Annotated in this window: 23 protein-coding genes and 5 pseudogenes; 4 read left to right on the top strand and 24 right to left on the bottom strand. The window is 40.6% G+C overall.

The annotated features are described in order from the left end of the window. Positions 1–105, top strand: a pseudogene (locus PSI06_RS21625) (IS982 family transposase); the annotation flags it as partial. Here PSI06_RS21625 and PSI06_RS00990 read toward each other — a convergent pair. From PSI06_RS00990 to PSI06_RS00910, 17 genes and pseudogenes are all read right to left on the bottom strand, one after another. After that, positions 102–500, bottom strand: a complete 399-nt coding sequence (locus tag PSI06_RS00990; RefSeq protein ID WP_273603467.1) for an agglutinin biogenesis protein MshP — start codon at positions 498–500, stop codon at positions 102–104. The pseudogene PSI06_RS21625 and the gene PSI06_RS00990 sit on opposite strands and share 4 nt — an antisense overlap. Further along, a complete protein-coding gene (locus PSI06_RS00985; protein ID WP_273603466.1) occupies positions 490–1,329 on the bottom strand; it encodes a PulJ/GspJ family protein in 840 nt (279 codons plus the stop codon). The genes PSI06_RS00990 and PSI06_RS00985 overlap by 11 nt, the downstream gene beginning before the upstream one ends. After that, on the bottom strand, positions 1,329–1,871 hold the full coding sequence (locus PSI06_RS00980; RefSeq protein ID WP_273603465.1) for a type IV pilus modification PilV family protein: 543 nt from the start codon (positions 1,869–1,871) through the stop codon (positions 1,329–1,331). The genes PSI06_RS00985 and PSI06_RS00980 overlap by 1 nt, the downstream gene beginning before the upstream one ends. After that, a complete protein-coding gene (locus tag PSI06_RS00975) occupies positions 1,858–2,349 on the bottom strand; it encodes a type IV pilin protein (protein ID WP_054982903.1) in 492 nt (163 codons plus the stop codon). Before PSI06_RS00975 ends, PSI06_RS00980 begins: the two co-directional genes overlap by 14 nt. Before the next feature lie 9 nt (positions 2,350–2,358). Next, positions 2,359–2,903: pseudogene (locus PSI06_RS00970) on the bottom strand (prepilin-type N-terminal cleavage/methylation domain-containing protein). Between the two features lie 22 nt (positions 2,904–2,925). Further along, positions 2,926–3,510: an agglutinin biogenesis protein MshB gene (locus PSI06_RS00965; RefSeq protein WP_273603463.1), complete on the bottom strand. Its 585-nt coding sequence runs from the start codon at positions 3,508–3,510 to the stop codon at positions 2,926–2,928. Positions 3,511–3,515: 5 nt separating this feature from the next. Continuing rightward, positions 3,516–4,732: pseudogene (locus PSI06_RS00960) on the bottom strand (type II secretion system F family protein). Then, positions 4,719–6,446, bottom strand: coding sequence for a GspE/PulE family protein (locus PSI06_RS00955; RefSeq protein WP_273603462.1), 1,728 nt, complete (start codon positions 6,444–6,446; stop codon positions 4,719–4,721). The pseudogene PSI06_RS00960 and the gene PSI06_RS00955 overlap by 14 nt, the downstream one beginning before the upstream one ends. Then, a complete protein-coding gene (locus PSI06_RS00950; protein WP_273603461.1) occupies positions 6,443–6,973 on the bottom strand; it encodes a tetratricopeptide repeat protein in 531 nt (176 codons plus the stop codon). Before PSI06_RS00950 ends, PSI06_RS00955 begins: the two co-directional genes overlap by 4 nt. A 29-nt stretch (positions 6,974–7,002) precedes the next feature. Next, positions 7,003–7,632 carry a hypothetical protein gene (locus PSI06_RS00945; protein ID WP_273603460.1) on the bottom strand — a complete coding sequence of 210 codons (630 nt, stop codon included), beginning with the start codon at positions 7,630–7,632 and terminating at the stop codon, positions 7,003–7,005. Then, a pseudogene (locus PSI06_RS00940) lies at positions 7,629–8,531 on the bottom strand (ExeA family protein). Before PSI06_RS00940 ends, PSI06_RS00945 begins: the two are co-directional and overlap by 4 nt. Positions 8,532–8,533: 2 nt before the next feature. Continuing rightward, a pseudogene (gene mshL / locus PSI06_RS21620) lies at positions 8,534–10,191 on the bottom strand (pilus (MSHA type) biogenesis protein MshL). Then, a complete protein-coding gene (locus PSI06_RS00930) occupies positions 10,175–10,498 on the bottom strand; it encodes an agglutinin biogenesis protein MshK (RefSeq protein WP_138576997.1) in 324 nt (107 codons plus the stop codon). Before PSI06_RS00930 ends, mshL begins: the two are co-directional and overlap by 17 nt. After that, entirely contained in the window at positions 10,476–11,156 is a 681-nt protein-coding gene (locus PSI06_RS00925) for an agglutinin biogenesis protein MshJ (protein ID WP_273603459.1), read from the bottom strand. The genes PSI06_RS00930 and PSI06_RS00925 overlap by 23 nt, the downstream gene beginning before the upstream one ends. After that, positions 11,156–11,752 (bottom strand): PilN domain-containing protein, encoded by a 597-nt coding sequence (locus PSI06_RS00920; protein ID WP_273603458.1) that lies wholly within the window; start codon positions 11,750–11,752, stop codon positions 11,156–11,158. Before PSI06_RS00920 ends, PSI06_RS00925 begins: the two co-directional genes overlap by 1 nt. A gap of 196 nt (positions 11,753–11,948) precedes the next feature. Further along, entirely contained in the window at positions 11,949–12,410 is a 462-nt protein-coding gene (locus PSI06_RS00915; RefSeq protein WP_273603457.1) for a hypothetical protein, read from the bottom strand. Between the two features lie 130 nt (positions 12,411–12,540). After that, entirely contained in the window at positions 12,541–12,678 is a 138-nt protein-coding gene (locus tag PSI06_RS00910) for a hypothetical protein (protein WP_273603456.1), read from the bottom strand. 77 nt (positions 12,679–12,755) lie between these two features. Here PSI06_RS00910 and PSI06_RS00905 point away from each other — a divergent pair, with 77 nt between their 5' ends. Next, positions 12,756–13,664, top strand: a complete 909-nt coding sequence (locus PSI06_RS00905; RefSeq protein WP_273603455.1) for a 1-aminocyclopropane-1-carboxylate deaminase/D-cysteine desulfhydrase — start codon at positions 12,756–12,758, stop codon at positions 13,662–13,664. A gap of 138 nt (positions 13,665–13,802) precedes the next feature. Here PSI06_RS00905 and PSI06_RS00900 read toward each other — a convergent pair whose 3' ends face one another. From PSI06_RS00900 to PSI06_RS00870, 7 genes are all read right to left on the bottom strand, one after another. Then, positions 13,803–15,527 carry an EAL domain-containing protein gene (locus tag PSI06_RS00900; RefSeq protein WP_273603454.1) on the bottom strand — a complete coding sequence of 575 codons (1,725 nt, stop codon included), beginning with the start codon at positions 15,525–15,527 and terminating at the stop codon, positions 13,803–13,805. 94 nt (positions 15,528–15,621) lie between these two features. Next, complete coding sequence (gene arsC, locus PSI06_RS00895; protein WP_273603453.1) at positions 15,622–16,038, bottom strand: arsenate reductase (glutaredoxin); 417 nt, start codon at positions 16,036–16,038, stop codon at positions 15,622–15,624. A 9-nt stretch (positions 16,039–16,047) separates the two neighbouring features. Further along, positions 16,048–17,064: an ACR3 family arsenite efflux transporter gene (arsB, locus tag PSI06_RS00890; RefSeq protein WP_029773089.1), complete on the bottom strand. Its 1,017-nt coding sequence runs from the start codon at positions 17,062–17,064 to the stop codon at positions 16,048–16,050. Between the two features lie 9 nt (positions 17,065–17,073). Further along, the gene (gene arsH / locus PSI06_RS00885; protein ID WP_273603452.1) at positions 17,074–17,796 is read right to left on the bottom strand and encodes an arsenical resistance protein ArsH; all 723 of its coding nucleotides are present in this window, start codon (positions 17,794–17,796) and stop codon (positions 17,074–17,076) included. 179 nt (positions 17,797–17,975) lie between these two features. Further along, a complete protein-coding gene (locus PSI06_RS00880) occupies positions 17,976–20,273 on the bottom strand; it encodes a response regulator (RefSeq protein ID WP_273603451.1) in 2,298 nt (765 codons plus the stop codon). Positions 20,274–20,320: 47 nt separating this feature from the next. Next, positions 20,321–20,692, bottom strand: a complete 372-nt coding sequence (locus PSI06_RS00875; RefSeq protein ID WP_273603450.1) for a hypothetical protein — start codon at positions 20,690–20,692, stop codon at positions 20,321–20,323. A 170-nt stretch (positions 20,693–20,862) separates the two neighbouring features. Continuing rightward, on the bottom strand, positions 20,863–21,774 hold the full coding sequence (locus PSI06_RS00870; RefSeq protein WP_273603449.1) for a LysR family transcriptional regulator: 912 nt from the start codon (positions 21,772–21,774) through the stop codon (positions 20,863–20,865). Positions 21,775–21,912: 138 nt separating this feature from the next. Here PSI06_RS00870 and PSI06_RS00865 point away from each other — a divergent pair, with 138 nt between their 5' ends. Together PSI06_RS00865 and PSI06_RS00860 are read left to right on the top strand one after the other, a co-directional pair. Next, on the top strand, positions 21,913–23,127 hold the full coding sequence (locus PSI06_RS00865; protein ID WP_273603448.1) for an MFS transporter: 1,215 nt from the start codon (positions 21,913–21,915) through the stop codon (positions 23,125–23,127). 28 nt (positions 23,128–23,155) lie between these two features. Continuing rightward, positions 23,156–24,295, top strand: coding sequence for an MFS transporter (locus tag PSI06_RS00860; RefSeq protein ID WP_273603447.1), 1,140 nt, complete (start codon positions 23,156–23,158; stop codon positions 24,293–24,295). Position 24,296 lies beyond the last annotated feature (1 nt).

Below are 24,296 nucleotides of genomic sequence, written 5' to 3'. Positions count from 1 at the left end.
ACAAGGCACCGCAGCTGCATCTCATTTATGGTTAATTTAATGGCTGGATTAATTGCCTACACTTTTCAGACTAAAAAGCCGAGTATAAAAGTGACTCGACTTTAATTCTTATGCAGATCTGAGGTTAAGTAGTAAATATTAACAGTGCCAGAGCGGGTGCTGCTATCAGGTAAGGCTATGTATTCACTACAGCTCAGTTCAACCTCACAATTGGCTAGATAGAGGGTGCTAAAATTCCTACTGGTGGTTACTGCACTGCATGTTTGCGCAGTGCTATTTAGTGCAAAAATTTCGCTTAAGCCGGTTTCTAATCCGCTTTGGGCTGCCATGTAAGCGCGCGCGCCGTAATACTCAATGGTATTTTGCTGCGCCGCACCCGATAACACTTTAGAAAGCGCCAGCCCTAGTGCCAGCAAAGTGACAATGATCACCAACGTAATTATGAGCAAATTACCCTGCTGCTTTTTAGCAAAACTGATGTTTTTTATATTAGGGGACATTAGGCACATGCACCTGATGGCTAATACTTATTTGTTCGGTGTCGTTAAACCCCATTTGCGCAAACACATTAACAACCGCACTGCGCTGTAGCGAAATCTCACTTAACGTAAAAAAGGCTCTGCTCGTTAAGTTATTGGCAATATAATTACTCATTAAATCGCGTTTAACGCCCGAGCTAACCTGTAAGCTGGCGGCGTTTAATTGGTTTGTAGTAAAGCCGTAGTTGCTATAGCGATACAGTGAATTACCTTCTACACAAAAGCTAACGGGCTGATCTAATAAATAAAGGCGCTTACTCGGTGACTCTTGAGCAAATGCTTTGCTAAATTGCCATGTATCTAGCTCACTTGTAACGGCGCTGTAGCCGCTAACTTGTAGGCGCTTGTTTTGACTTTCATCGTATATATCGCTGCTATTTAATGGATAGATACTTGCCCAATCGTTTATTTGTGGCTCAGTTAAATTATTAAGCGCAAAATTCACGGCGGTAATCTCAAAAGGGGCGCTAGTGGGTAAGTAATCGGTATAGTGAGTGGCAGATAAAAACGGCGTAAATTCTAAACATTGCTGCGTGCTACACGCTCCATTGCTGGCGTTATCACAATTTAAGCGCAGTGAGTTAGGGGTTGCATGGCGAAGCTCTTTACTTAATCGGGTTAAAACAAAGCGACTTTGCGCCACCGCTTCTTGGCGCTTTACACCTTGGCTATAAATATTAAATCCAGCGCTAATAAACGAAAATGACGCCACGGCTAAAATGCCAATAATTACCATAACAAGTAATAGCTCAACTAAGGTAAAGCCACGCTTTTGCTTTGCTCTATTCATTAGTAATTACCTTTATATGCACTAAAGCCGTACACTTGCCCCAAGGGTGAGGTTACTTCAACGGTAATTCGTTTAAAGGCAACGCCATCGTTATTGGTTGCCTCGTTTAGGTCGCTGTCGTATTGCACGTTCACAACCAGTGAAAAGTCGCTGTATTGCGCTAATGTATTCCCTAAACTATCACTAATTGGTTGCCCTGTGAGCGCAATGTAATCATCAACATCGTTAAAATTAGCCCGTGTTTCACCGCTATCAGCACCAAGCTCAGAATGAGTACTACAAGGCTGGCCGCCTAAGCTTGTTTCGGAGCAGCGCCTAAATGGTGGCGTGCGCTCGCTATGTTCATCAAATGATTTAGCTAATATTTCGTTCATTAATGCTTGCCCAAGCTCTGAGGCCCTGAGTGCGACAATAGGCTTGGCACTTTGTTTTGCTTGAGGTGCTATAAGCGCTGTAATAATACTTAGCGCAATAGCAAACATTACAATGCCAATAATCAGCTCAATTAAGGTAAAACCTGATTGTATTTTAGGGGCAGGCATAAATAAGCCCTTCACCGCTAATGCACACCGCGGCTAGACCCAGGTCAATTTTACATTGTACTGTGCAATTTTGATCTGCTCGCCCAAGTGGGTCAAAGTTAATTTGCGTAAACGCATTAGCATTGCTATCTAAGGCATTAAATCGTACGTCGCTGCGCTCGGTATTTATAGCAACAACTAAATGCTCGCTATTATTGGTACTTGGGCCGCCAGTACAGGTTTCTGGCTCTGGCCCCGCAACCAAGGTAGGTGAAATATACAGTTTATGGCAGCTGCTTGTTGCAGTATTTTGCATCGCGCGTAATTGTACTGTGCGCAGGGCGTTTAATACCCTATCTCTGTATGAGTATGCTTGCTCTGTTGAACTTCCTAGCAACTTGGGCACTGCCGTTACCGACAGTATGCCCAAAATAACTAAAGTAATAATTAATTCAACCAGTGTGAAGCCACGCAATCGTTGATTACTACTGCTATTCATTTATGTAAATTAACACCCGCTCGTGATAAGCGTAACAGTAGGAGGCGTTACAACTGTTTGTATTGGCGTTGTAGTCGTTGTTGTTGCTGATGCTTGTGTATATTCAATACGACAATCATCAGTTTGCACATAACTATTAGGGAAAATTAATACCTGATCGCCCGTAGTACCTGTAGCAGCAAGTTCTACAAGGTTAAAATCTGCAGAGTCATCAGCTGCAAATTCAACATCTAAAAAAGCTTCAAAAGCTGCTTCCGTCGCTGCAGGGTAGCCATAAACTATAGGTACGTTTGCACCACTATCTACAGAAACCGAATCACCATCTTTTTCATGGGTACTTGCGATAATAGATTTACCATTAACGATGTTCATACCACTGCGAATTGAGCCTTGTAAACCTTCGAGTGTAGAAGCGTTAGCATCACCCTGCAGGTTTAAAAAACGTGGGGCAGCGGTCACTGCTAAAATACCTAAAATTACAATTACAATTATTAGTTCAACAGCGTAAAACCTGCTTGCTTATTCATTGGTTGTTTTAATGACTGCGTTTTCATAAGTAAGCCTCTTTATAATTACTTAGTTTTTAAAAATTTGCACTTTGCCTGTTGTTGGAAAGTACGAAAACCCTACTTTTTTAGCCATAACGGCGCCATCGGTAGGTAGGTTATTGGTGTTTAAATTATGAGTTAAATAATAAATACACTGGTTGTTTTTAGTGTTATAACGCACTAAATAACTCACCTTGGTTATTATAGAAACCTCGGTACTTAATGTGCTTGTAGGCGCATCTTGTAAAATTACACTTAATACTTTTTGGCATTGCAGTGCAGTCATTGCGCTGGCCCGCGTATCAGTATTAGTCGTTTTATCACCCGTTGGTGTGCCTCTGTGTCCATCGACACCAACAATCACACCTCCGTAATTAATATGTGTTGTATTATTAACGCCCTTTGGACGCCCCGATAATTCCCACTGACCTTTGACCATCAACACCGCAGAGGCAAATCCACCAGCCACCACATCCACACTCGCATTGTGTGCCTGATTTTTAATGCCTATGTATTGAGGTATAGCAAAAGCCATAATAACTGCCAGTAAAACACCTACTAAAACGAGCTCAAATAACGAAAAACCTGTTGCACGAACACGACAGTTAGTCACAATGGCTACCCTTTAATAGCCGACATCATGTTCCACATTGGCATAAAAATACCGAGTGCTAAAATAAGCACCATAATGGCAACAAACACCGTCAAAATGGGCTCTATTTTTGCGGTTAAACTGCGTAAATCGTAATCGACTTCTCGTTCATAAAAATCAGCCGCTTCTTGTAATAACTCATCTACGCGACCGGTTTCTTCACCCACTGCCACCATTTGCAGTACCAACTGTGAAAATAGCTCGCTACTTCGCGAAGCCCGCAACAAACTGTCGCCTTTTTCGATATCTTGACGCATGGTGATAATGGCTTTTTCCATGTAGCTGTTATCAACTGCATGGGCCGTTAACGACAGCCCTGTCGTCATTGGGACGCCCGAGCGCAGCACCATGGCTAAACTTTGGCTATAACGGCCAAGTAAGGTGCGTTTTAAAATATCGCCTACAAATGGAATTTTGAGTTTGTGGTGATCCCACTTAAAGCGCCCAGCCGACGTATTTAAATACCGACGCCATGCAACGACTCCCCCCACTAACATTAGCGCTAGCAGCCACCAATAGTTGACAAAAAAATTACTGGTGCCAATGAGGATCTGGGTCATTAAAGGCAGCTCTGCATCAAACTTTTCGAACATGCTGGCAAAGGTTGGGATCACAAAATATTTAATATGATCATCGCAACTAAAAGCGCCAAAATAACAAAAGTGGGGTAACGCATAGCGGCTTTTATGCGCTTACGAGTCTCTTGCTCTTTTTCAAAATAAATAGCCAGTTGATAAAACGCATCTTCTAATCGTCCCGACCCTTCTCCGACTTTAACCATAGAGATAGTTAAGCGGCTAAACACCTTGTTGTGTATAGCTAACGCACTAGATAATTCACGGCCTTGTTCGAGCTGGCGTGTTACTTCAAGCAACACACTTTTAAACTCTTTATTTTGCGTGGTATCAGCAAGCCCTATCATTGCCCTAATAATGGGGATCCCGGCTTTAAGTAAAGAATACATTTGCCGTGAAAACATGATCATGTCATCAAGGGTTATTTTTTCGCTAAATAAGTTATCGAATAACTTTATATTGTTTTTTGTTTCAACTAACGAAATTGAAATAGGTATGTACTGGCGCTTTAATAAGCTATCGGCCACACCGGCCTCATTATTTGCCTCAACACGCCCTTTAACCAGCGCACCGTTTGCGTCTTTGGCTTTGTAACTATAAAGCTGCATCGTCATCACCTACCACTTCAGGTACATATTCAGCCACTTTAAATACCTCATCTAACGAGGTAATGCCTTGCTTTGCATACGTTAAAGCCATATAAGAAAGCGGTGCAAAATTAGCGCTATTTTTAGCCGCTTCGGCAAAACGCTGCGTGTCGTTAATACGCAGGGCATCCATCATAGCGTCGTTCATTTCTAACAGCTCAAAAATCCCCACCCTGCCTTTGTAGCCGCTATGGCTACATGCTGTGCAGCCTTGGCCTCGCCAAAATTGTGTGCTGCTAACATCTTCGCCTAAATAGGTAAGCCAGCTTTGTTCTTGTTTATCTGGGTGATACGGTGTTTTACATTCATTGCAAATACGCCTAACTAAGCGCTGAGCAATAATAGCGCGTAGTGAGCTTGCAACTAGATAAGCGGGTGCTCCCATATCAATTAAGCGCATTGCGCTTGATATGGCATCGTTGGTATGTAACGTAGAAAGTACTAAATGGCCTGTTAATGCAGCCCTTAGGCCTATATCAATGGTTTCTTGGTCACGCATTTCGCCAACCATAATAATATCGGGATCTTGGCGTAACGTGGTTCTTAATACACTGGCAAAACTTAAGCCTATTTTGTTGTTTATTTGCACCTGATTTACCCGTCCAATGCGGTATTCAACCGGATCTTCTACGGTAATAATTTTACTTTCTTGTTGGTTAAGCTCACTTAAAGCGCCGTACAAGGTGGTCGTTTTTCCTGAGCCGGTAGGCCCAGTCACTAACACCATGCCATGAGGACGTTTTATAATGCTGCGCAGGCGTTTTAAAATATGCACCGGCATGCCTGTTTCGTCTAACGATAAAAGCCCTGCAGATTGGTCGAGCAACCGCATCACAACTGACTCGCCATATTGCACTGGCATTGTCGATAAACGTACATCAATGCTGTGCGCGTGCACTTTTATATTAAAACGGCCGTCTTGCGGTAAACGCTTTTCAGATATATCTAACCCCGACATAAGCTTTAGCCTAAGTACTAAAGCAGAGGCTATTTTTACTTGGTTTAATGTGTGCTCTTGCAATACACCATCAACTCGTTGGCGAATGCGTAATAGCCTTTCATCAGGCTCTATGTGGATATCTGAGGCATGTACTTGTACTGCATCTTCAAATATAGATTGCAGTAGTTTTACTACGGTGGCGTCAGAGGTTTCATCTGCTAAGGAATTAAGATCAAACTCTTCTACGTCTTCGTATTCTTCGTGTAGCTTTTCAGCAAAGTTAGTAATCTCTTCTGTTCGGCGGTACACATTATCAAACGCAGCCATAAGCTGGCTTTCTTGCACAACAGCAAGCTCAATTCGCTTAGGGGCTAGCATTGGCGCTAACTGATCCAACGCTCTCAAATCAGCGGGGTCACTCATTCCGACTAACACAGAATCACCGTTATCTTCTATTACTAATGCTCGGTAGCGCCTGGCATAAACCTCTGAAAGTAATTTAGATACATCTGAAGATATTTTGCGCTGCGAAATATCTAAAAACGGTATTTGTAATTGTTGGGCTAAAAAGCGCAATAATTGCGGCTCACTTATAAACTCAAGCGCAATTAATGTAGCCCCTAACTTTCGCCCTGACGCAGCTTGCACATTAAGTGCTTCACTTAGCTGTGCTTCGGTGATCATTTGCTCATGAACGAGTAAGTCCCCTAAACGCATTTTTAAACTGGGTCTCATACAGCCTCCTTCAATGCGACTAAGCGCTGAAGTGCATGTTGCGTCATTGCGGCATTTAAACCGCCTAAATCTAGGGCAACTTTATAAAGGTGCTTTGCATCAGCAAATTCCCCCAATGCATCTTTTGAAGTAGCTAACGCCAGCCACCATTTAGCCTGCTGAGGCTGAAGCTGTGTAAGCTGTGTAAAACTCGCAAGCGCTATTTGATGTTGCTGCGCATTTTGTGCTGCAGTACCTTTTAATACCCAAAACTCCAAGTTTGCTTGCGGCTCAAGTTCGGCTATGAGCAGTTTAAGCACGCCTTCGTACTCTTGCTGCATAATTAAAATTTTACAGAGCATTACACGCCACTGCACAACCTCAGGGTTTATTTTTATGCCAGCAACTAATAACTGCTGAGCCATAAGTACATCTTGTTGCTGAAAATACGTTGCCGCGAGTAAATTACGCGCCTCTATATGATCAGGTTGTATTTGTAAAATAGCGGTTAAATCGTTAATCGCATCCTCATATAAAGCAAATTCCAACGCTTGTTTAGCACGCTTTAATTGCTGTGCTATGCGCTGGGCTTTGCTTTGCTTAACACTGGCAGTTTTACTAATTTATTTTCAGCGGGCGGCTGCTCAGCCTGTGTAATGCTTTTTACTGGTGCACTGCTTTTTGCTTCAACTGGAATATTTATTTCTGTGCTAGTGGCTACTTTAGCGCTTGCTTCTGTGAAGCTTGCTTTTTTGCTCAGTAGCGCGGCTTTGTCTGTAGCGTGTAGCTGTATTACTTCGTCTTTTGGCTGGTCAAGCAATGCGTTATTACTTTGTGCATGCGCCAGCTCTTTTAGCGTATCTGCATTAATATGAGCTACTTTAGCGCCAGTGTTTTCTTCGCTTAATTGTTTTAAGGGCTTAATTACGGGGGTAATTTTAGCTTGAGCAATTTCAATCGGCTGGCTGTTATTATTAACCGCATATGCTTTTTCAGCCGTGTCCTTACTCGCTTGTGGTGCCTGTGCAAAAGGTAAATAAAGGTAGGCTGTAAAAATTAGTACAATCGCTAATAAAACACTCAGCACTTTAAATAATACATCGTGGTAGTCGCGTACAGGGGGAATAGCGACCCCGCCACTTTGCTGATTACGCTGTGCAGTTTGGCGCTGGTCGATATTTTTTAGCATGTTATTAATAACACTCATAACCATTGCCTCCATACCCTCATAACTGCAATAACAAAAACACTAATAGCTAATAAGCTGTAAGCCCAGTAATGGTTAGCGTGGTGCTTTTTGCAATCTTCGGTGTCTGCAATGGCAAGATGTATATGGCGCGGTGTTACTCTTTTATGGCCTTCACCGTATGCCTGCAGTAAAACTTTATGGCATAAAATATTGACCAAACGGGGAATTCCTCGACTCGCACGCGCTATTTTTAATCCTAAACGATTAGTAAATAGTGGTGGCTGATTAAAGCCTGCCACCTGTAAACGGTGATTTATATAATAAATAACTTAACTGGCGGTCATTGCACGCAATGAGTAGGAAAAACTGATCCGCTGGCGTAGTTGCCTCACTTTACTATTGGCAAGTTTTTCATCTAATTCAGGTTGGCCAAATAGCACCACCTGAATAAGCTTTTCGGTTTCGGTTTCTAGGTTTGTAAATAATCGAAGCGCTTCAAGTGTATCCCAACTCAGGCACTGCGCTTCATCTATTAGTAGTACAACCCGTTCGTTATCTTCTTGCAGCTCTAGTAAGTAATGGTTTATTTGCTGACTTAACGATTGCTGATCTAGGCTTTTATCTACCTCCATGCCAAGTTCTACAGCAATAGCTCAACGTAATTCTTCAGGGCTTAAATAAGAATTAGGTAAATAAGCCACAAAGTAGTCTTCTTCAATTTGATTTAAAAGTTTTCTGCATAGTAAGGTTTTGCCTGTCCCTACTTCTCCTGTTACTTTTATAAATCTCTCCCCCATTTCTAGCGCTGTGGTAAGTACTTGCATCGCTTCGTGGTGCGGCTCAAGTGCACAAAAAAACTCGGTGTTTGGGGTTAAGGTGAAAGGCATTTCACTTAAATTAAAAAAGCTCAAATACATAGTTAGTTCTCATACCATGTATTTAACAGCGCGCGGCTGTGAGCTTGTTGCTTTTTCCACGCGTCGGGCATCACCACCGTTGGCTTGATTAAAATAACGAGCTCTTTTTTCTCTTGGCGCTTACTAATACTTTTAAATAAATTACCTAATATTGGCACATCGCCCAAAATAGGTGTTTTCGATTCTTCATCTTCCGTGGTGGTTTGCATTAACCCACCAATTACGACTATTTCACCACTTTGAGCGCGGATCACCGTATCAGATTCGCGAATATTGCTTTGTGCAAGCGGCAACTCAAAACGCTGATCATCTAATGTAATCACCTTGAGCTGCTCTTCTGTTTCGGTTACCGATGGGTGAACGTGCAAAATAACTGAGCCATACTTATCAATTTGTGGTGTGACATCTAAGGCAATTCCCGAAAAAAACGGAGTTAGATCTATTTCTGGTGACGTAGTCGTTGAGGTGCCCGTTACTGTTGTGCTCGAAACGTTAGTAACAAAGTACTCATCTTGCCCCACTTTAATCACGGCTTTTTGATTGTTTGTTGCAGTTACACGCGGGTTAGAAAGCATTTGCAGGTCGCCCTGCGTTTCAAGCAAACTAATTACGCCGCTAAAGTCGCCTTTTCAATCGTTAACGAGGAAACCCCTCCTAAAGTAGCTGAAATAGAATTACCTATGCTGCCTGCTGTAGTTGCAAACGACACCCCACCTTCTAACCCTCTAGAAATCCGCTCCCAGTTAACCCCTTGTTGGTATTCATCTTTTAAGGTTATTTCGACAATTTTAGCCTCAAGAATAACTTGTCGCTGAAGGTTTTCTTGGCTTTGACGTAAAAAGTCTTTTAACTGGTTTATTTCACTTGGTAATGCATTAACCGTAACCAAGCTTGCCTGTGGGCTGGCAACCACATAACGACCATCGTTTGAACCAATAAGCGATTTAAGAGCAACTTCAAGCTCCTTCCAAAAGTCGTTTTGGTTAATTGTTTGGATGCGAGAGCCATTTAGTTCGGTATTTTGATTATCGCTGCCAAACTGATTATTTTGGCTCGAATTATTACTACTGTTTGAGCTTGAATTTGAACTTGAGTTGTTTTGTGAAAACTGGCTCACTCCACCAGCAACAACACTTACCGTTGATTGCCCATGGCGCTGCATCATTAAATAATTAACCGGTATAGTTTCTGTGCGCATGACCGCTGGTAACACCTGCACAATACGACCTTCTTGGACAATATCTAACCGGTACATGCGTTTAATAACAGCTATAACTTCTTCAAACGTTACGTTTTTTAAATTTAAAGAAATAACTCCGCTCACCTTTGGGTGTACTGCCACGCTGTATGGAGTATCAGCAGTTAATCCATTAAAAAATGAGCTTATTTCTACCTCTTTTGCGGCAACATCAAAACGCTTTACAGCTAACTCATTTGTTAAACTTTGCTCGTTATTAAGTGATGAAAGTAAGCTTTGTGTAAGCGCGCTACTCACCTCTACCGGGGCAACACTTTTAGCATTGTTGCTTATAGGAGCAAGCTCTTGTGCTATGTGTGGCTGAATCTCTTTTCCGGGCTTAAAACTATGGCACGCCGTTAAAAAAGGCGGTATTAAAATAAGCGCAAGCCATGCCTTTGTTATATTATTTTTTAATTTCATAGTCGTATAATTCTAATTTTATTTGCTTATCATCATTCGCTAACAACACTGAATTGGCGTTTATTGTTAGCACCCGAAATTCACCTATTACATCTCCTGGCTTATACACCTGCTTAGAAATAATCGCTTTGTATTGCTTTTCGGTTTTAATAATTGACTGTAACGACAGCGCTGCATTGCTAACTGCAGCGCCTTTTAGTATTGGTGCATTGCTTGGCTGAGTAGGATCGCGCAGTATTTCAGCTGAACTGACAGAAAAAAAGCACACGCAACACACACTCAAACTATAAAGCGATAAATTTTTCATTGGCACTCACCGTTGCGATTTGTAATGTTAACTCTGCATTAGGGTATGTTTGCACCTGATAGTTAAACTGCTGTATTAACAACTTTTGTTGGCTAGCTTTAAGGCCTTCTAAATACTGCTGTAAGCTAAAATAACGCCCCTGCAAAGTAACCACCATTTGGAGTTCGAAAAACAAGGTTTGCGTATCGTGCTCACCAAGTTTTTCTACATCAATTGCTTTTGCTGGGTTTACTCTAAAGCCAACCACTTGCACATCGGGGGTATTTACTAATAAATCCTTTAATACAGCAGGTACTTTGTTTGCTGAAATAAAGCCTTGGCTAAACGTGCTTAACTTATTATTTATATCTTCTAGCTCGCGCTGGGTTTGCCCTACCTGATTTCTAAGTACTTTTGTGTAGTCATGCTCTAATGCCTGGGTAAGCATAGAGAGCTGTGCTTCATTTTGATTGAGTTTTTGCCACAATGTATTTTGTTCAACGCGTAAACTATTTACTGCATCTTGCTGTGGAAACACCACAAACCATAAACCTAAATAAACAATAAGAAACAAGCCAACAAACAGTACAGAATACTTTTCCCGCTGCTGTAATGCCGCAAATTGTGCTTGGTATTTAACGAATAATGGCCAGCCTTTATTTTCATTTTGCTCATTCATTATGCTACCTCACTTGAACTAAGTTCTGTAGCCACATTAAACTCGCTCACGCCATCACTGCTCGACAGCTCCAGCACTGAAAACTCCTTCCCCTTAAAAAAGCTCGATTGCTTGAGATTAGCAAGCCAAATAGGTAAAAATTTGGCTTGCTGAGTACGCCCTTTGAGCATTACTTTTTGGCCTTCAAATTTTATCTGATCAAGCCAAATTTGCGGTTCGTGGTACGCTGCCAAATCGCGCATTACATCGGCATAATCCGTTTTCGTGTGCATGGATGTGTTTTCTAAATAATCAAACACCTGCTGTTTATGCAAAATTTCTTGTTGCAGTACTTTTAGCTCATCTATCAAATGCGATTTATTTTGTTTATCAGCTAATTGCTGCTTTACCACGTTTAATTGCTGCTGCGTTTGCTTTAGATAAGCTTGGCTTTGCGTAAGTAATTGCTGGCTATTGTGCTCTTCGTATAAATAAAACAACCAAGTTAATGCAACCACTAACAATGTACCTAGCCACAGCAACAGCATTCCTTTAAAGGGCACGGGGTCGCGCCTAACCCTAATGGCTTTTTGGTAAAAATTAATCCGTGTTTTCATAACACTGAATCCGGATCAGTTAATTGATACGCTGCGCCTAATGCGTAATAAAAGCTTGGTTCGAGATCCTGTGCTAAATCTATATTAGGTTTAAAATCAACAACCTTTACTTGCAAAAATTCTGCAAGGCCAGCCCTTAATGTTAAAGACGATAAATCATCGCAATGCAGCTGAATGCTTCTGATAGGAGGCTGTTTTAGTTGGCTTTCAAAAAATCCATTGATCGTTGGATCTCAAGCCCTAAGGCTTCAACCAAACCGTGTGTGCGCTCTTTATCTGAAATGCCTAAAAACCCGTTTAAACGCCTGGCTAATAAAAGCTGACCATCACGAATAATTAAAATACGCGGCTCATGCCCTGCATGTTGCACTATAAGCATGTGCGCGCTTTTATCTTCGCCAAACAAGGTCACTAAAATCATTTCTTCCGAGGTCATTGCTCTGAGCACAGGCTTTATTTTTGAAAAGCTATCAATAAAAGGCATTAACTGTAGTTTATTAGTAATAAACACATTCATTTTACTGCTTTGCATAGGCTGAACGATTGGGTAATCGATAAAGTCGGCAACAATGTTCTCTGGTGGAATATCAACTAAGTCTTTTGTTGTCCAAGGTAAGGATTGAATGATCTCTTCGTCACTCAGCATGGGTTTATCCATTTGCACTATTTGATAAAAATAATGAGGAACCACTAAATTTACTGGGCACACCTCAGCGCAAACTTCATTTGTGCAAGTTGCAATAGCGACTGTATAATCCGCTTGGTCCTCTACATTCACACTGTGTGAGTTATGTACGTACCACTGCCCTTGATTTTTTTAAACACACCGCGTTTACTGTATCTGCATAAGTAGCAATACCAATCGCTGTGCTTGAGTCTAAACTGCGATTTAACCAAGATAACAACGAAAACAGCTTTTTTTTCATATAGCTACTATTGTTAATAAGAGATTAACTAAGTGTCGTACAAGTTTTTTAGTTTGCAAGTTTAAACACGAGAAATAATGCTTAATTTATTCAATATTGAAAAAGAAAGTCCAATACAACAAATAGATAGCGACTGTCTTAAAAAGAGAAACATACGGTTAAGTATAAAAAGAGATGACTTACTTCACCCACTAATAAGTGGTAACAAATGGCGTAAGCTAAAATATAATTTACAGCAAATGCAAGCCCTTAATAAAACACAACTCCTCACCTTTGGGGGGGCTTTTTCTAATCATGTTCACGCCTGTGCAGGGGCGGGTAAACTATTTAATATAAAAACCCACGCCATAATTAGAGGGCCACACTTAGATACTCAAAACCCCACCCTGCAATTTGCTAAACAGTGTGCAATGGATTTACATGCGGTTACTCGTATTGAATATAAGCAGCGCCATGACCCAGATTATTTAGCTCAGTTGCAAGAACGCTTTACACAAGCCTATATAATCCCAGAAGGTGGAAGTAATACATACGCCCTGCCTGGGTGTGCTGAGCTTGCTAAAAGCTTACCAAAACATGATTACTTAGTATGTCCCACAGGAAGTGGAGGAACTCTTGCAGGCTTAATTGAAGGTAGCTATGAGGCCACACAGCTGTTAGGAATTGCGGTATTAAAACAAGCCGAGTACTTGAACAAAGAAATTACAGCACTCAGTAAAAAAGCAGCTCAGCAATCCAATTGGCAGCTACTTACTGAGTTTCATGATGGCGGTTATGGCAAATTTAGTAATGACTTATGGCAGTTTTGCCAACGCATGCAGCAGCAACATAACTTACCTCTTGAGCCTATATACAGCGGTAAAATGATGTATGCACTATGGCAGCTTATCGAGCAAGATTACTTTGCTGCTGGTAGTCATATAATGGCGATCCATACAGGCGGTTTACAGGGGCTCAATGGGCTAAAATATCGTGGCCTGATTTAAGGATATTAACCTCTGGGCATTAAAACATGCTTACTTAAGGCCAGTTTAACCACGGTGCAGTGTGTAACCTAGTGAGCTCTACAACCGCTGCTAGAGTGGCCCTTTTGGCTGTACTTAGCTTAAAAGGATTAACTGCCCTTAGTAAAACGTGACATGCGTGTATTCCTGCAAGGGCTCAGAAAAGTAAAAACCTTGTGCGGCAACTACGCCTAGTTTAGCCAACATAAGTAGCTCTTTTTGGGTTTCTACACCCACCGCGTACACAGGTATATTGAGCAACTTGCTTTGCGCCACAATGTTTTTAACTTGTTTTTGCTGTTGTGTTTTTTCATCCACATTATGAACAAGCGGATACCCTAGTTTAATACCGCTAACTAATTTTTGAGAAGCAATTTGGTTAATGTGCTCCACATTCTGTACATTATCAATCACCAGCAAACTTTGTAGGGCCGTCAGTTTTTCAAAGGCACCTGCTAGTTGCGCTTGGTACTTAATAAAGTCTGCTTCGCTAATTTCAAACTGTAACTTTCGCTTTGTCGTAAAATCTTTCATATTAGTGACAAACCAGCTCCAAAACTGCTCGTTAAACCAATTACTTATATGCAAATTAACGCTCACCGTTAGTGCGCTGGGCTCAGCTAAAATAAGCTTCTTAACTTGAAGTAGCACCGCTTTATCTAACTCAAATGCTTGGTGATTGTTAAAGTCTTGATTAATAAAGTAACGCGCAGCTAATAAACCGTGCGGTTGCTGCCTAATTCTTATTAGCACTTCATGTTGTACAATATCGCCGCTGGTGATCATAAATAACGGTTGAAAGAATAAGATAAATTTATTCTTTTTAATATTTTCAATAACCTGCTTACTTGAAATTAAGTTCCCTTGCTCGTGCTGTAACGCGAGCCTATGCCAGTGTTGAATTAAGCTTTTTTCTGAAAATACTAAGGCCGATTTAGCGAGTTTAAAAATAACGGGTTGCTCAGCCGCATATCGATAATCGCACAAACCAACCTTTATGTTTTTACGTGTTACTGTGCTTCGATAACGCTTACAAATTTGATAAACGCATTCGTGTAGGCTTTCACTGTATGTATCTAGCTTTGCTACGGGGATATTATTTAAAGTAATAGCAAGGTTGTTAGCATCAAATACATTAACTGATACTGCAGGAAGCTCTTTAAAATATTTTGCTATTAATACCTTAAAGCTTGCTTGGGTATCGGTATTTTCATCAAGCACACAATCAAATTTCACTATGGCAAATAAGCTATGACGCGCTGCACTAACACCGTACATAGACTTTACTTCGCAGTTTAATGTGGTTATTTGCGTAGAAAGTTTTTTTGCAGCTTTAGTTTTGCTGTAAGGCAATGGCGGGTTCGCTGCCGGTTTTGTTACTAATACTTTCCACCATCTAACCCACCAGCTAGTGGCACCTAATATAATGATATTTAACAGTAAAAATAAGTAAGCTTGCTCCACCCAGGCAGGCCAGTGGTATAAACTTATGCTGAGCGTTTTATAGCTAAATACATCGTGCTGTATATCAACTAAGTATTTGAAGTGTTCGGCATTTGAGTGTGCAGCCAGCATAAAGCCCTTACTTTGCACCAATGCCTGCACTATTTCTTTATCGGCATCGGCATTAATTTGCAGCTCAAAAATTTGCTGCGTTAACTGCTGACCATTTTTATGAATTTTTTTATGGAGCGTATCATTTAAAAGCACATTAAAAATAATTACCACCAGCGTGAAACTGGTTAAGTAAATTATTTTTTTTTGCTCAGCAATTTTTATTAAGGCTTTATGCATAGTGATCTCTGTGGCAACGCGACTATTTAAAGTGTTGTTCAAAATAGTCATTAGCACAAGCAGGCAAAGCAAGTTTAAATGTTTATAATTTTGCTAAACAAAAAAACCCCGTGTAAACGGGGTTTTGGCAAATAGTTTATTACTTTTAGGGTTGCTCGCCCTGCGCGTTTAATATCATTTCGCCGTCTTCTTTGTATAGCTCGCCTTTAGGCCATTGCGCTAACAACGTTAAAACTTGCTCACTAGGGCGACATAGCTTAACCCCTTTTTCGGTGCTCACTATAGGTCTATTAACCAGTATAGGGTGCTCAAGCATGGCCTCTAAAATAGCTTCGTCTGTTACATTTTCATTTAACAAGCCTAGTTCTTCAGCAGGCGATTTACTCACTCTCAACGCTGTTTTTGGTGTTAAGTTTGCTGCGGCAAATAACGCTAACAATTGAGGTTTTGTCCAGCCCTCTTTAAGGTATTCAATAACCGTGGGGTTATAACCAGCGGCTTTAATAATCTGCAATACATTGCGCGATGTACCACAATCTGGGTTGTGATGAATAACGACCATGACACTCTCCTAGTTAAACCAATGACGCGTTTTATTAGCAAAATAAACTAAGCTAAGCATAACAGGTACTTCAACAAGAACGCCCACAACGGTGGCAAGCGCAGCACCAGAGTGTAAACCAAATAATGAAATGGCTACGGCAACAGCGAGTTCAAAAAAGTTAGAAGTTGCTATCATGCAAGCTGGAGCTGCAATATTATGAGCTAGGCCCATTTTTTTTGCGGCTATATAGGCTATTGCAAAAATACCGTACGTTTGAATAAGCAGCGGGATAGCAATCAATACAATGGCTTCTGGGTTATCTATTAATGTTTGAGACTGAAAACCAAATAAAAGTGCCACCGTTGCCAGTAAGCCAATTATAGAATACGGTTTCATTACCTTTAAAAAGTGATTTAACCGTGTGTGATCTTCACCTTTATCTAACTTTTTGCGGGTAATAGCGCCTGCTATTAATGGAATAAGTACATACAAAACCACCGAGAGTAATAACGTGTCCCACGGTACCGTTATATCTGTTACCCCTAGTAATAAACCTGCGATGGGCGCAAAGGCAAATATCATAATAATATCGTTTATAGATACCTGCACTAACGTGTAATTAGCATCGCCTTTTGTTAATTGACTCCACACAAACACCATTGCAGTACATGGTGCTACTCCTAATAAAATCATACCGGCTATGTATTCTGTTGCCGTTTGTGGGTCAACAAAGTCTGCAAAAATGCCTTTAAAAAATAACCACCCTAGTAAGGCCATGGTAAAGGGCTTTATGAGCCAGTTGATAACAACTGTCAGTACTAAGCCTTTAGGCTTTTTGCCTACATCTTTAATAGAAGAGAAGTCAATTTGCACCATCATTGGGTAAATCATAAACCAAATGAGTACAGCGATGACAATATTTACATGTGCATATTCTAAGCTTGCAACAACACTAAATACATCGGGTACGGTGTAACCGGCGACAATCCCTACCGCGATTGCCAGCGCAACCCACACCGATAAAAAGCGTTCAAATAACCCCACAGTAACCTCCTAAATGTCTTTTTGATTTACGCGTTTACTGAGCTGATCTGCTGTTTCTACTCGCTCAGAGTATCTATCAACAAAGTAATCTTTTTGGTCGCGCATTAATAAGGTAAATTTTACGAGCTCTTCCATTACATCCACAATTCGATTGTAAAAAGCAGAAGGCTTCATTCGGCCATTCTCTTCAAATTCTAAAAACGCTTTAGGCACCGATGACTGATTAGGTATTGTTATCATGCGCATCCAGCGCCCTAATACGCGTAACTGATTAACCACATTAAATGACTGCGAACCACCACAAACCTGCAGCACAGCCAGCGTTTTGCCTTGTGTAGGCCTTACGCCACCCAGGTTTAATGGAACCCAATCAATCTGGTTTTTAAATACACTCGTCATAGCACCGTGTCGCTCCGGCGAGCACCATACTTGCCCTTCAGACCAGAGCATTAAATCACGTAGCTCTTGCACCTTAGGGTGCGTCTCATCTTCACTATCTGTTATGGGTAAACCTTCAGGGTTAAATATTTTAACCTCAGCACCAAAGTGGGTTAGCAAGCGTGCACTCTCTTCTATAACTAACTTGCTATATGTGCGAGCTCTTAGCGATCCGTATAGCAATAAGATTTTAGGTTTATGAGATGAAAACGTTAGCGTGAAATCCTTAACGGTAGGCGGAGTGCTTTGTGAAAGTTCTAAATTAGGTAGCTCGTGTTCAATTGATTTACTCATAATCCTTAACCTTGTAGTTCTATAGCGAACCAAATACATATGAAAAAACGAATATATGAAATTTCACATATTAAAAGGTGTGAGTCAAACCCTATTTATATAAATTTTACGTTTGGTTTTTTAACGTTGCAGGCGTTATAGCCTGCTATTAAAGGTAGGTAATTGATAAGTTTATTTATTTAAGCAACTAAGTATTGTATCGCGTAATGTTTAGCTTTTATTGGTTTAGCAACATGTGCATTCATACCAATAGATAGGTAGTGAGTAATATCATCTTTCATTACGTTTGCAGTTAACGCAATGATAGGCATAGAGGCAAGCGCAGTATTGCTGTCACTGCGTATTACTTTAGTCGCTTCTACACCGTCCATAATGGGCATATGAATATCCATCAAAATAATATCAAACGCTTCTAATTTTACGGTTTGTATGCACTCTAAACCATTTTCTACTACGTGTACTTGAGCCCCACTGGCGGCTAATATATCGGATACAATTAACCTGTTTATGGCGTTATCTTCCACAACGAGTATTTTTACCCCTTGCAGTGGCTTTTCGGTGGCAGGTTTATGGGTATTGCTTGTAGAAGGGCTAACCACTTTGCTTTTCATCGCTTCAAATAACACGCTGGTAAGCACAGGCTTATGCAAAATAGTTTTAATGTTTATTTTTTTAGCTATGTCGTAAATTGCGTCGTTTTTGCTTGCTGTAAGTACAATAATATTGTTGCAAAGCTGTGGGTTTACTTTGTAAATGCGAGTAAAAAACGTTTCACTGCTCATGGTTGGCATTTCACAATCAACAATAATAATTTTATAAGTGTTTATATTTTCTTTAATTATTTTTATTGCATCACTTGCCTGCGTGCAAGGCGTACAACGCAGCCCCATTGCACTAAGCTGACTTTTAATTAAGCTTAAATCATCTTCGTTATCATCTATTAGTAATACATCAAATGGTTCAGCAAATGATAACTGTGGGCTGTCTTCTATTAATGCTTGGGTGTTTACCTCAACGTTTATGGTAGCAATAAACTCACTGCCTTCACCTTGCGTGCTGCTTACAGAAATATCGCCACCCATTGCTTGGCATAAACGTTTACTAATGGCTAAGCCTAACCCCGTTCCCCCGTATTTTCGGGTTGTAGAGCTGTCGGCCTGAGTAAATGACTCAAACAAGTTAGGTAAGCTTTTTTCATCAATACCAATGCCGGTGTCTTTAACACTAAAGCGTAAAACAATACTTTTGGCGTCATTGGGGGCTTCTTCTGCGTCTATTTGCACCGAAACAGCCCCTTTAGAGGTAAACTTAATCGCGTTAGAGCACAAGTTAATTAATACTTGGTTTATACGCACCACATCGCCAACTAAGTTATGTTTCACGTTATCGCTAATATTAACCTCAAACGCAATTCCTTTACTCCGCGCCCTATTTTCAAATGTGGTCGTTATATAATCGACAACCGCGTTTAGCGAAAATGCAAAGGCCTCGAGTTTGATATTTCCAGACTCGATTTTTGAAAAATCTAAAATGTCATTAATAACTACAAGCAATTGATCTGACGAGTACTTTATTTTTTCTAAATATTGTTTATCTTCTTCAGGTAAGTTTTTGCCCAATAAAATATTTGTCAGCCCTATAATGCCACTCATTGGGGTTCTGATCTCGTGACTCATATTGGCTAAAAATTCAGATTTTGACGAGGTAAGTTGCTCTGCTTCTTCTTTAGCTTGTAATAGCTCTTTAGTGCGTTGCTCTACACGCGATTCAAGTCGTAGCTTTTCTTCATCAAGCGCGTTTACAAGCTGAATGCGGCGGCGGTTTAACCGTAATACAAACACTAAAAAAGCGCTCAATACAAAAATAGTAATGGCGGCGCTGTAAATTAACACTTTATTTTGTACAAAGTAACTCGGCTTGTAATAAGCAATAATCGATTTTTCTGGCAGGCTTTGCGGGGCAACATTATATTTTTTTAGCTGTCGCCAATCGTATTTATGAACACTTAAATTTTCATCACTTATAGTGGGTAACACGTTATTTTCACTGTAAGAAATAATAGCTTCACCCACGCTTTTACCTATTTTCTCACCTGATAAAACATAACCACCCACTACACCTGAGCCCAATAAAACTTCCCAGTAGCTAAAAATAGGGGCGTTACTGTGCTGAGCCAGTAAGCTGACGAGCTGATACGGGCTAATCGACTTATTTTCGTAATTTCTAAATATAGGGGTAAATAAAATAATGGCGTCTGAAGGCGCATTTTTTACTTTTGTCATCAGTTCAGCAGCCGGAAGATCAAACCATTGCTCAATTTCTAAATACGAAAAATCTTGGCTGATAATATTAAACAGCCCCGTATAAAAGTTTATACCGATTTCATTTTTAGTATCTAAGATGACTATGAGCTTTTTAGGTTTCATTAAATTAACCGCGCTGGCGGTTGCTTGCTTGTAGTCTAACTTAGCCTGCATTGAGGCATTATTTGTGTTGGCCGGTAGCCTAAACTGTTCGCCAGGTTCTAAATAAATTTTTGGTGTGCTAGTAAAAAATCATTCAATTGCGATATTAACGTGGCAGCTGAGGGGGATTGCGTGACAATTATATCAATGTGCTTATTTTTATATTTTTGCTTAAGGTAGTCGCTCATTAATTGCGTTTGAGTGGCCTCATCAAAGCGCCCTACATCAATGTTTTCAACAAAAAGCTCATAGTCAAAAGTCCGTGTTGATAGCTCGCTATTTAAGCCCTCTTCAACACTTTTATGCCAAGGCATATGTTGGTTTGTAGAATTTATAAATAAGACATTGGTAATTTTAGAATCCGGTTGAGCGCTTACCGGCAAACTGGCAAATTGAAAAACAAGAAATAAAAATAAAATAATGGCTTTCATGTTTCTCATAGTTGCTTGAAGTAATTAGTACCACTAGAGTAGATGTTAATTAGTTACAAATCAATTAAATGAGATGTAAATTACAAAGGTGTTTTTGCGTTTTTGCGCATTTACGCCTCGCTAATTATTGCAGTGCATAAGTTAGCTAAAAGCGCTTTTATAAAGCCAACTCAATTACGCATGCTAAGCTGAATTTCTGCTTGGGCATTAAGTGCCATTTCTACAAACGCTTGCGTGGTAGCGCTGCTGTTAATTTGCTTGTATTGCAGCTGCAAATAAATTTGTGTGTCGACCTTTTCTAACTCTATAAAATGGCAACCCTCGCTATATAATTTACTTACACAATAAGGTGCTATAGCTAACCCTAAACCGGCGGCAACCTCTGTTACTAAGGTTTGCATATGCCTTGGTTGACTAATAATGTTAGGTGAAAAGCCAGCGCGCTTGCAACGAGTAATAATTTCATCAAACAACCCTAAGGCTTCGTCGCGATTAAAAAGAATAAACGGCTCATTTTTAAGGGTTTTCAAATTAATAGTTTGCGTTGATGCAAAGGGATGATTTTTGTTGACCACCGCTACGAGGCGGTCGACGTACATAGTTTCACTTATAAACTCATCGGCTATGGTGCTTGGTAAAGGCCGAGAAAACGCGACATCTACCCGTTCGTTTTTAAGGGCCTCTATTTGCTCGGTCGCGGTCATTTCTAGCAAGGTAACGTGAACATTAGGAAACTGCGACTTATACGTTCGGATTAATTTGGCCAAAAATGTTAAACATGCAGAGCTTAAATACGCAATACTCAGCGAGCCTAACTGCCCGCTATCGACCAGTTTAACCTTATTTTTAGCCCGCTCTGTAAGCGCTAAAATTGCAGTGGCATCTTTAACTAACTGCTCTCCCGCTTGCGTGATCGACACCTCCCGAGAGTTACGGGTAAACAAGCTAACACCTAGCTGCTCTTCTAACGAAGAAATATGGCGACTTATAGCGGGTTGAACTGTATGTAGCTCTTGAGCCGCTTCTGAAAAGCTCAAGTGCTTAGCCACTGCAATAAAACTTTTTAATATTTTTATATCCATGTGCGACTCAAATTTGCTCTGTATGAGAGGTATAGCAACAACTATACGTTATTTGTATAAATTCCATCAAATTTAAACATTTCTAACATCAAGCATCTCCCTCTATCATTCGCCTACCTTTTAATGTTGGAGAGCAAAATGACCCTGGTAACGCAAAGCGCCTCGTTAAGTCGCTTTATTTTATTGTTGATGACAACCGCCATTGCAGCAACCGCTGCAAACCTATATTACAGCCAGCCAATTTTACCCCTAATTGGTAACGAGTTTAATTTAACGGATTCACAACTTGGTAGCATTCCCGCATTTACTCAATTTGGTTACGCTTTTGCCCTATTGTTTATTTCGCCGCTGGGGGATTCTATTGCGCGTCGTCGCTTAATAAGCATTTTATCGGGCTTACTGGTTATTGCATGTAGTTTTGCCATATTTACACCTAACTTACCGCTGTTATTAATGTCGGTATTTTTAATAGGGGTAAGTGCCAACATTACCCAACAATTAATCCCTTTTGCGGCATCACTTGTATCTGCTGAAAATAAAGGGGCGACATTGGGCACCTTAATGATGGGCCTAACCATTGGTATTTTACTTTCACGCACGTTAAGCGGTTTTGTAGGAGAGCACTTTGGTTGGCGTGGCGTATTTGTTATGTCTGCAATATTAGCTGCGCTATTTGGTGTACTACTTAGGCTCTTTTTACCTCTAAATAAACCACAAACTAGCTTACGTTACTGGCCGCTACTTAAAAGTACAGTAGCGTTATTTAAACAGCACAAACCACTACAAGTGTTTACTTTAACTGGCGCGCTTTGGTTTGCTGCTTTTAATGTACTGTGGGCTACTTTAGCTATTTATCTCAGTGATGCACCTTTTAACTACAGTGCCCAAGAGGCCGGATTATTTGGCATCATTGCATTAGCTGGCGTAATAGGGGCTAAGTCTTCGGGTAAGTGGGTCAATGCGCTGGGCTTTAAAAAATTAGTCATGATAGTACTCACACTTGCCGCAATTGGTTTTGCTATTACAGGCGTTTTTTTAGGAAACCTAATAGCCCTAATTATCGGTATTATTTTAATCGACTTCGCTATTTTTAGCGCACAAGTAGCCAATCAAGTCCGCGTATTTAGCATAGACCCAAGCGCACAAAGCCGTATCAATGGTGTTTACATGCTCGGCTACTACTTAGGTGGCGCCTTTGGCTCAATTATTGGTGTGAAAGCCTTTGCTTTGTACCAGTGGCCTGGCGTAGTTGTCCTTAATGTAGTGTTAATTACCATTAGCGCTGCTTTTAACTCTCTCGCAAAAAAAATAACCGCCATTAACTCCTTGCAACTAAGCGTAAGTACTCCTTAGTTGCCCTATTTAAAAACAGAGAATACTTATGAATAAACTCAATAACGCAGGAAGCTACACTTTGCTGTGTATAGCTTGCTTAACAATCATGGTGGGTGCATTGGTTGCACCTGGTTTAATCAGTATATCAACAGCCCTAAATGTTGCTGACAGTGCGGTATTTTTAGTGACCTTACCGGCTTTAGGGGCTGTTATATTTGCGCCTATTGCAGGTAAATTAATTGATAAATATGGCGCTTACCGTTCATTAATTATTGGCTTATTTTTATACGGCTTTTTAGGTGCAAGCGTATATTGGCTACAAGGGCCGTTGTTGGTTTTTGCTAACCGTATTTTGCTTGGCGGTGTTACCTCAATTGTTATGGCCGGTTGTACCGTTTTAATATCACAGTGGTACTTTGTTAAAGCGCGCCTAGGCATGCTTGCTAAGCAAGGTATGGCAATAGAGCTAGGTGGCGTTATATTTCTATTTATAGGTGGCCTACTTGCTGTGCAGCATTGGGCTTTACCATTATCGTTGTACCTTATTTCTTGGGTATTTTTAGCCATGTTGCTACTTTTTGTGCCGCGTAATCACCCTCAAGCACAAGAGGCACAAGCAACACAAGAGCACGTAATATCAAATAAAGGCTTATCTCTTAAGCATGTGTATTCGCTGGCTGTGCTTGCAATGGTCACGTTTTTTAGCGCAATTGTTTTACTACCCAGCACAATGCATGCGCAAAATTATAATGAAGAACAAGTAGGTTTTTTACTCTCTTTCATCTCGTTAGTGGCTGTTGTTGTGGCACATTTTATGCCTCAGTTAACTAAAAAAATGGGCGAGCAAAAAGTACTTGCGCTGGCATTTATAGGCTATGGGGCATCATTTGCTTTCTTTTTACAAACGGGTACAGCGTTATTGGTAATAGGCGCTGTGTTTAGCGGTATTGGCTTTGGTTTTAGCATCCCACTATTAAACCATATGACCGTAGAGCGTAGCGCAGCCTCTGTTCGCGGTCGTAACCTCTCTTATTTCACAATGGCTGTTTTTTCTGGGCAATTTTTAACATCGTTTGTTGAATATACCCCAAGAGGCACTCGCAATATTTTTATTAGCTGTATCAGCTTATGTGCACTCACTGCGCTGTACTTATTTGTTAAAAAAAATCATTCACAATCAGTATAAA

This window comes from Pseudoalteromonas sp. GABNS16E (assembly GCF_028598715.1).
GTDB classification, from domain to species: Bacteria; Pseudomonadota; Gammaproteobacteria; order Enterobacterales; family Alteromonadaceae; genus Pseudoalteromonas; species Pseudoalteromonas atlantica.
The sequence above is the reverse complement of the archived record's forward strand: the minus strand, read 5'-3'. Positions and strand labels throughout refer to the sequence as shown.

Bases quoted from the DNA above. Each gene is read 5' to 3' on its own strand.
- PSI06_RS00990 (WP_273603467.1), bottom strand. From the start codon at position 500: ATGTCCCCTAATATAAAAAACATCAGTTTTGCTAAAAAGCAGCAGGGT.
- PSI06_RS00985 (WP_273603466.1), bottom strand. From the start codon at position 1,329: ATGAATAGAGCAAAGCAAAAGCGTGGCTTTACCTTAGTTGAGCTATTA.
- PSI06_RS00980 (WP_273603465.1), bottom strand. From the start codon at position 1,871: ATGCCTGCCCCTAAAATACAATCAGGTTTTACCTTAATTGAGCTGATT.
- PSI06_RS00975 (WP_054982903.1), bottom strand. From the start codon at position 2,349: ATGAATAGCAGTAGTAATCAACGATTGCGTGGCTTCACACTGGTTGAA.
- PSI06_RS00955 (WP_273603462.1), bottom strand. From the start codon at position 6,446: ATGAGACCCAGTTTAAAAATGCGTTTAGGGGACTTACTCGTTCATGAG.
- PSI06_RS00945 (WP_273603460.1), bottom strand. From the start codon at position 7,632: ATGAGTGTTATTAATAACATGCTAAAAAATATCGACCAGCGCCAAACT.
- PSI06_RS00930 (WP_138576997.1), bottom strand. From the start codon at position 10,498: ATGAAAAATTTATCGCTTTATAGTTTGAGTGTGTGTTGCGTGTGCTTT.
- PSI06_RS00925 (WP_273603459.1), bottom strand. From the start codon at position 11,156: ATGAATGAGCAAAATGAAAATAAAGGCTGGCCATTATTCGTTAAATAC.
- PSI06_RS00920 (WP_273603458.1), bottom strand. From the start codon at position 11,752: ATGAAAACACGGATTAATTTTTACCAAAAAGCCATTAGGGTTAGGCGC.
- PSI06_RS00915 (WP_273603457.1), bottom strand. From the start codon at position 12,410: ATGGATAAACCCATGCTGAGTGACGAAGAGATCATTCAATCCTTACCT.
- PSI06_RS00910 (WP_273603456.1), bottom strand. From the start codon at position 12,678: ATGAAAAAAAAGCTGTTTTCGTTGTTATCTTGGTTAAATCGCAGTTTA.
- PSI06_RS00905 (WP_273603455.1), top strand. From the start codon at position 12,756: ATGCTTAATTTATTCAATATTGAAAAAGAAAGTCCAATACAACAAATA.
- PSI06_RS00900 (WP_273603454.1), bottom strand. From the start codon at position 15,527: ATGACTATTTTGAACAACACTTTAAATAGTCGCGTTGCCACAGAGATC.
- arsC (WP_273603453.1), bottom strand. From the start codon at position 16,038: ATGGTCGTTATTCATCACAACCCAGATTGTGGTACATCGCGCAATGTA.
- arsH (WP_273603452.1), bottom strand. From the start codon at position 17,796: ATGAGTAAATCAATTGAACACGAGCTACCTAATTTAGAACTTTCACAA.
- PSI06_RS00880 (WP_273603451.1), bottom strand. From the start codon at position 20,273: ATGCAGGCTAAGTTAGACTACAAGCAAGCAACCGCCAGCGCGGTTAAT.
- PSI06_RS00875 (WP_273603450.1), bottom strand. From the start codon at position 20,692: ATGAAAGCCATTATTTTATTTTTATTTCTTGTTTTTCAATTTGCCAGT.
- PSI06_RS00870 (WP_273603449.1), bottom strand. From the start codon at position 21,774: ATGGATATAAAAATATTAAAAAGTTTTATTGCAGTGGCTAAGCACTTG.
- PSI06_RS00865 (WP_273603448.1), top strand. From the start codon at position 21,913: ATGACCCTGGTAACGCAAAGCGCCTCGTTAAGTCGCTTTATTTTATTG.
- PSI06_RS00860 (WP_273603447.1), top strand. From the start codon at position 23,156: ATGAATAAACTCAATAACGCAGGAAGCTACACTTTGCTGTGTATAGCT.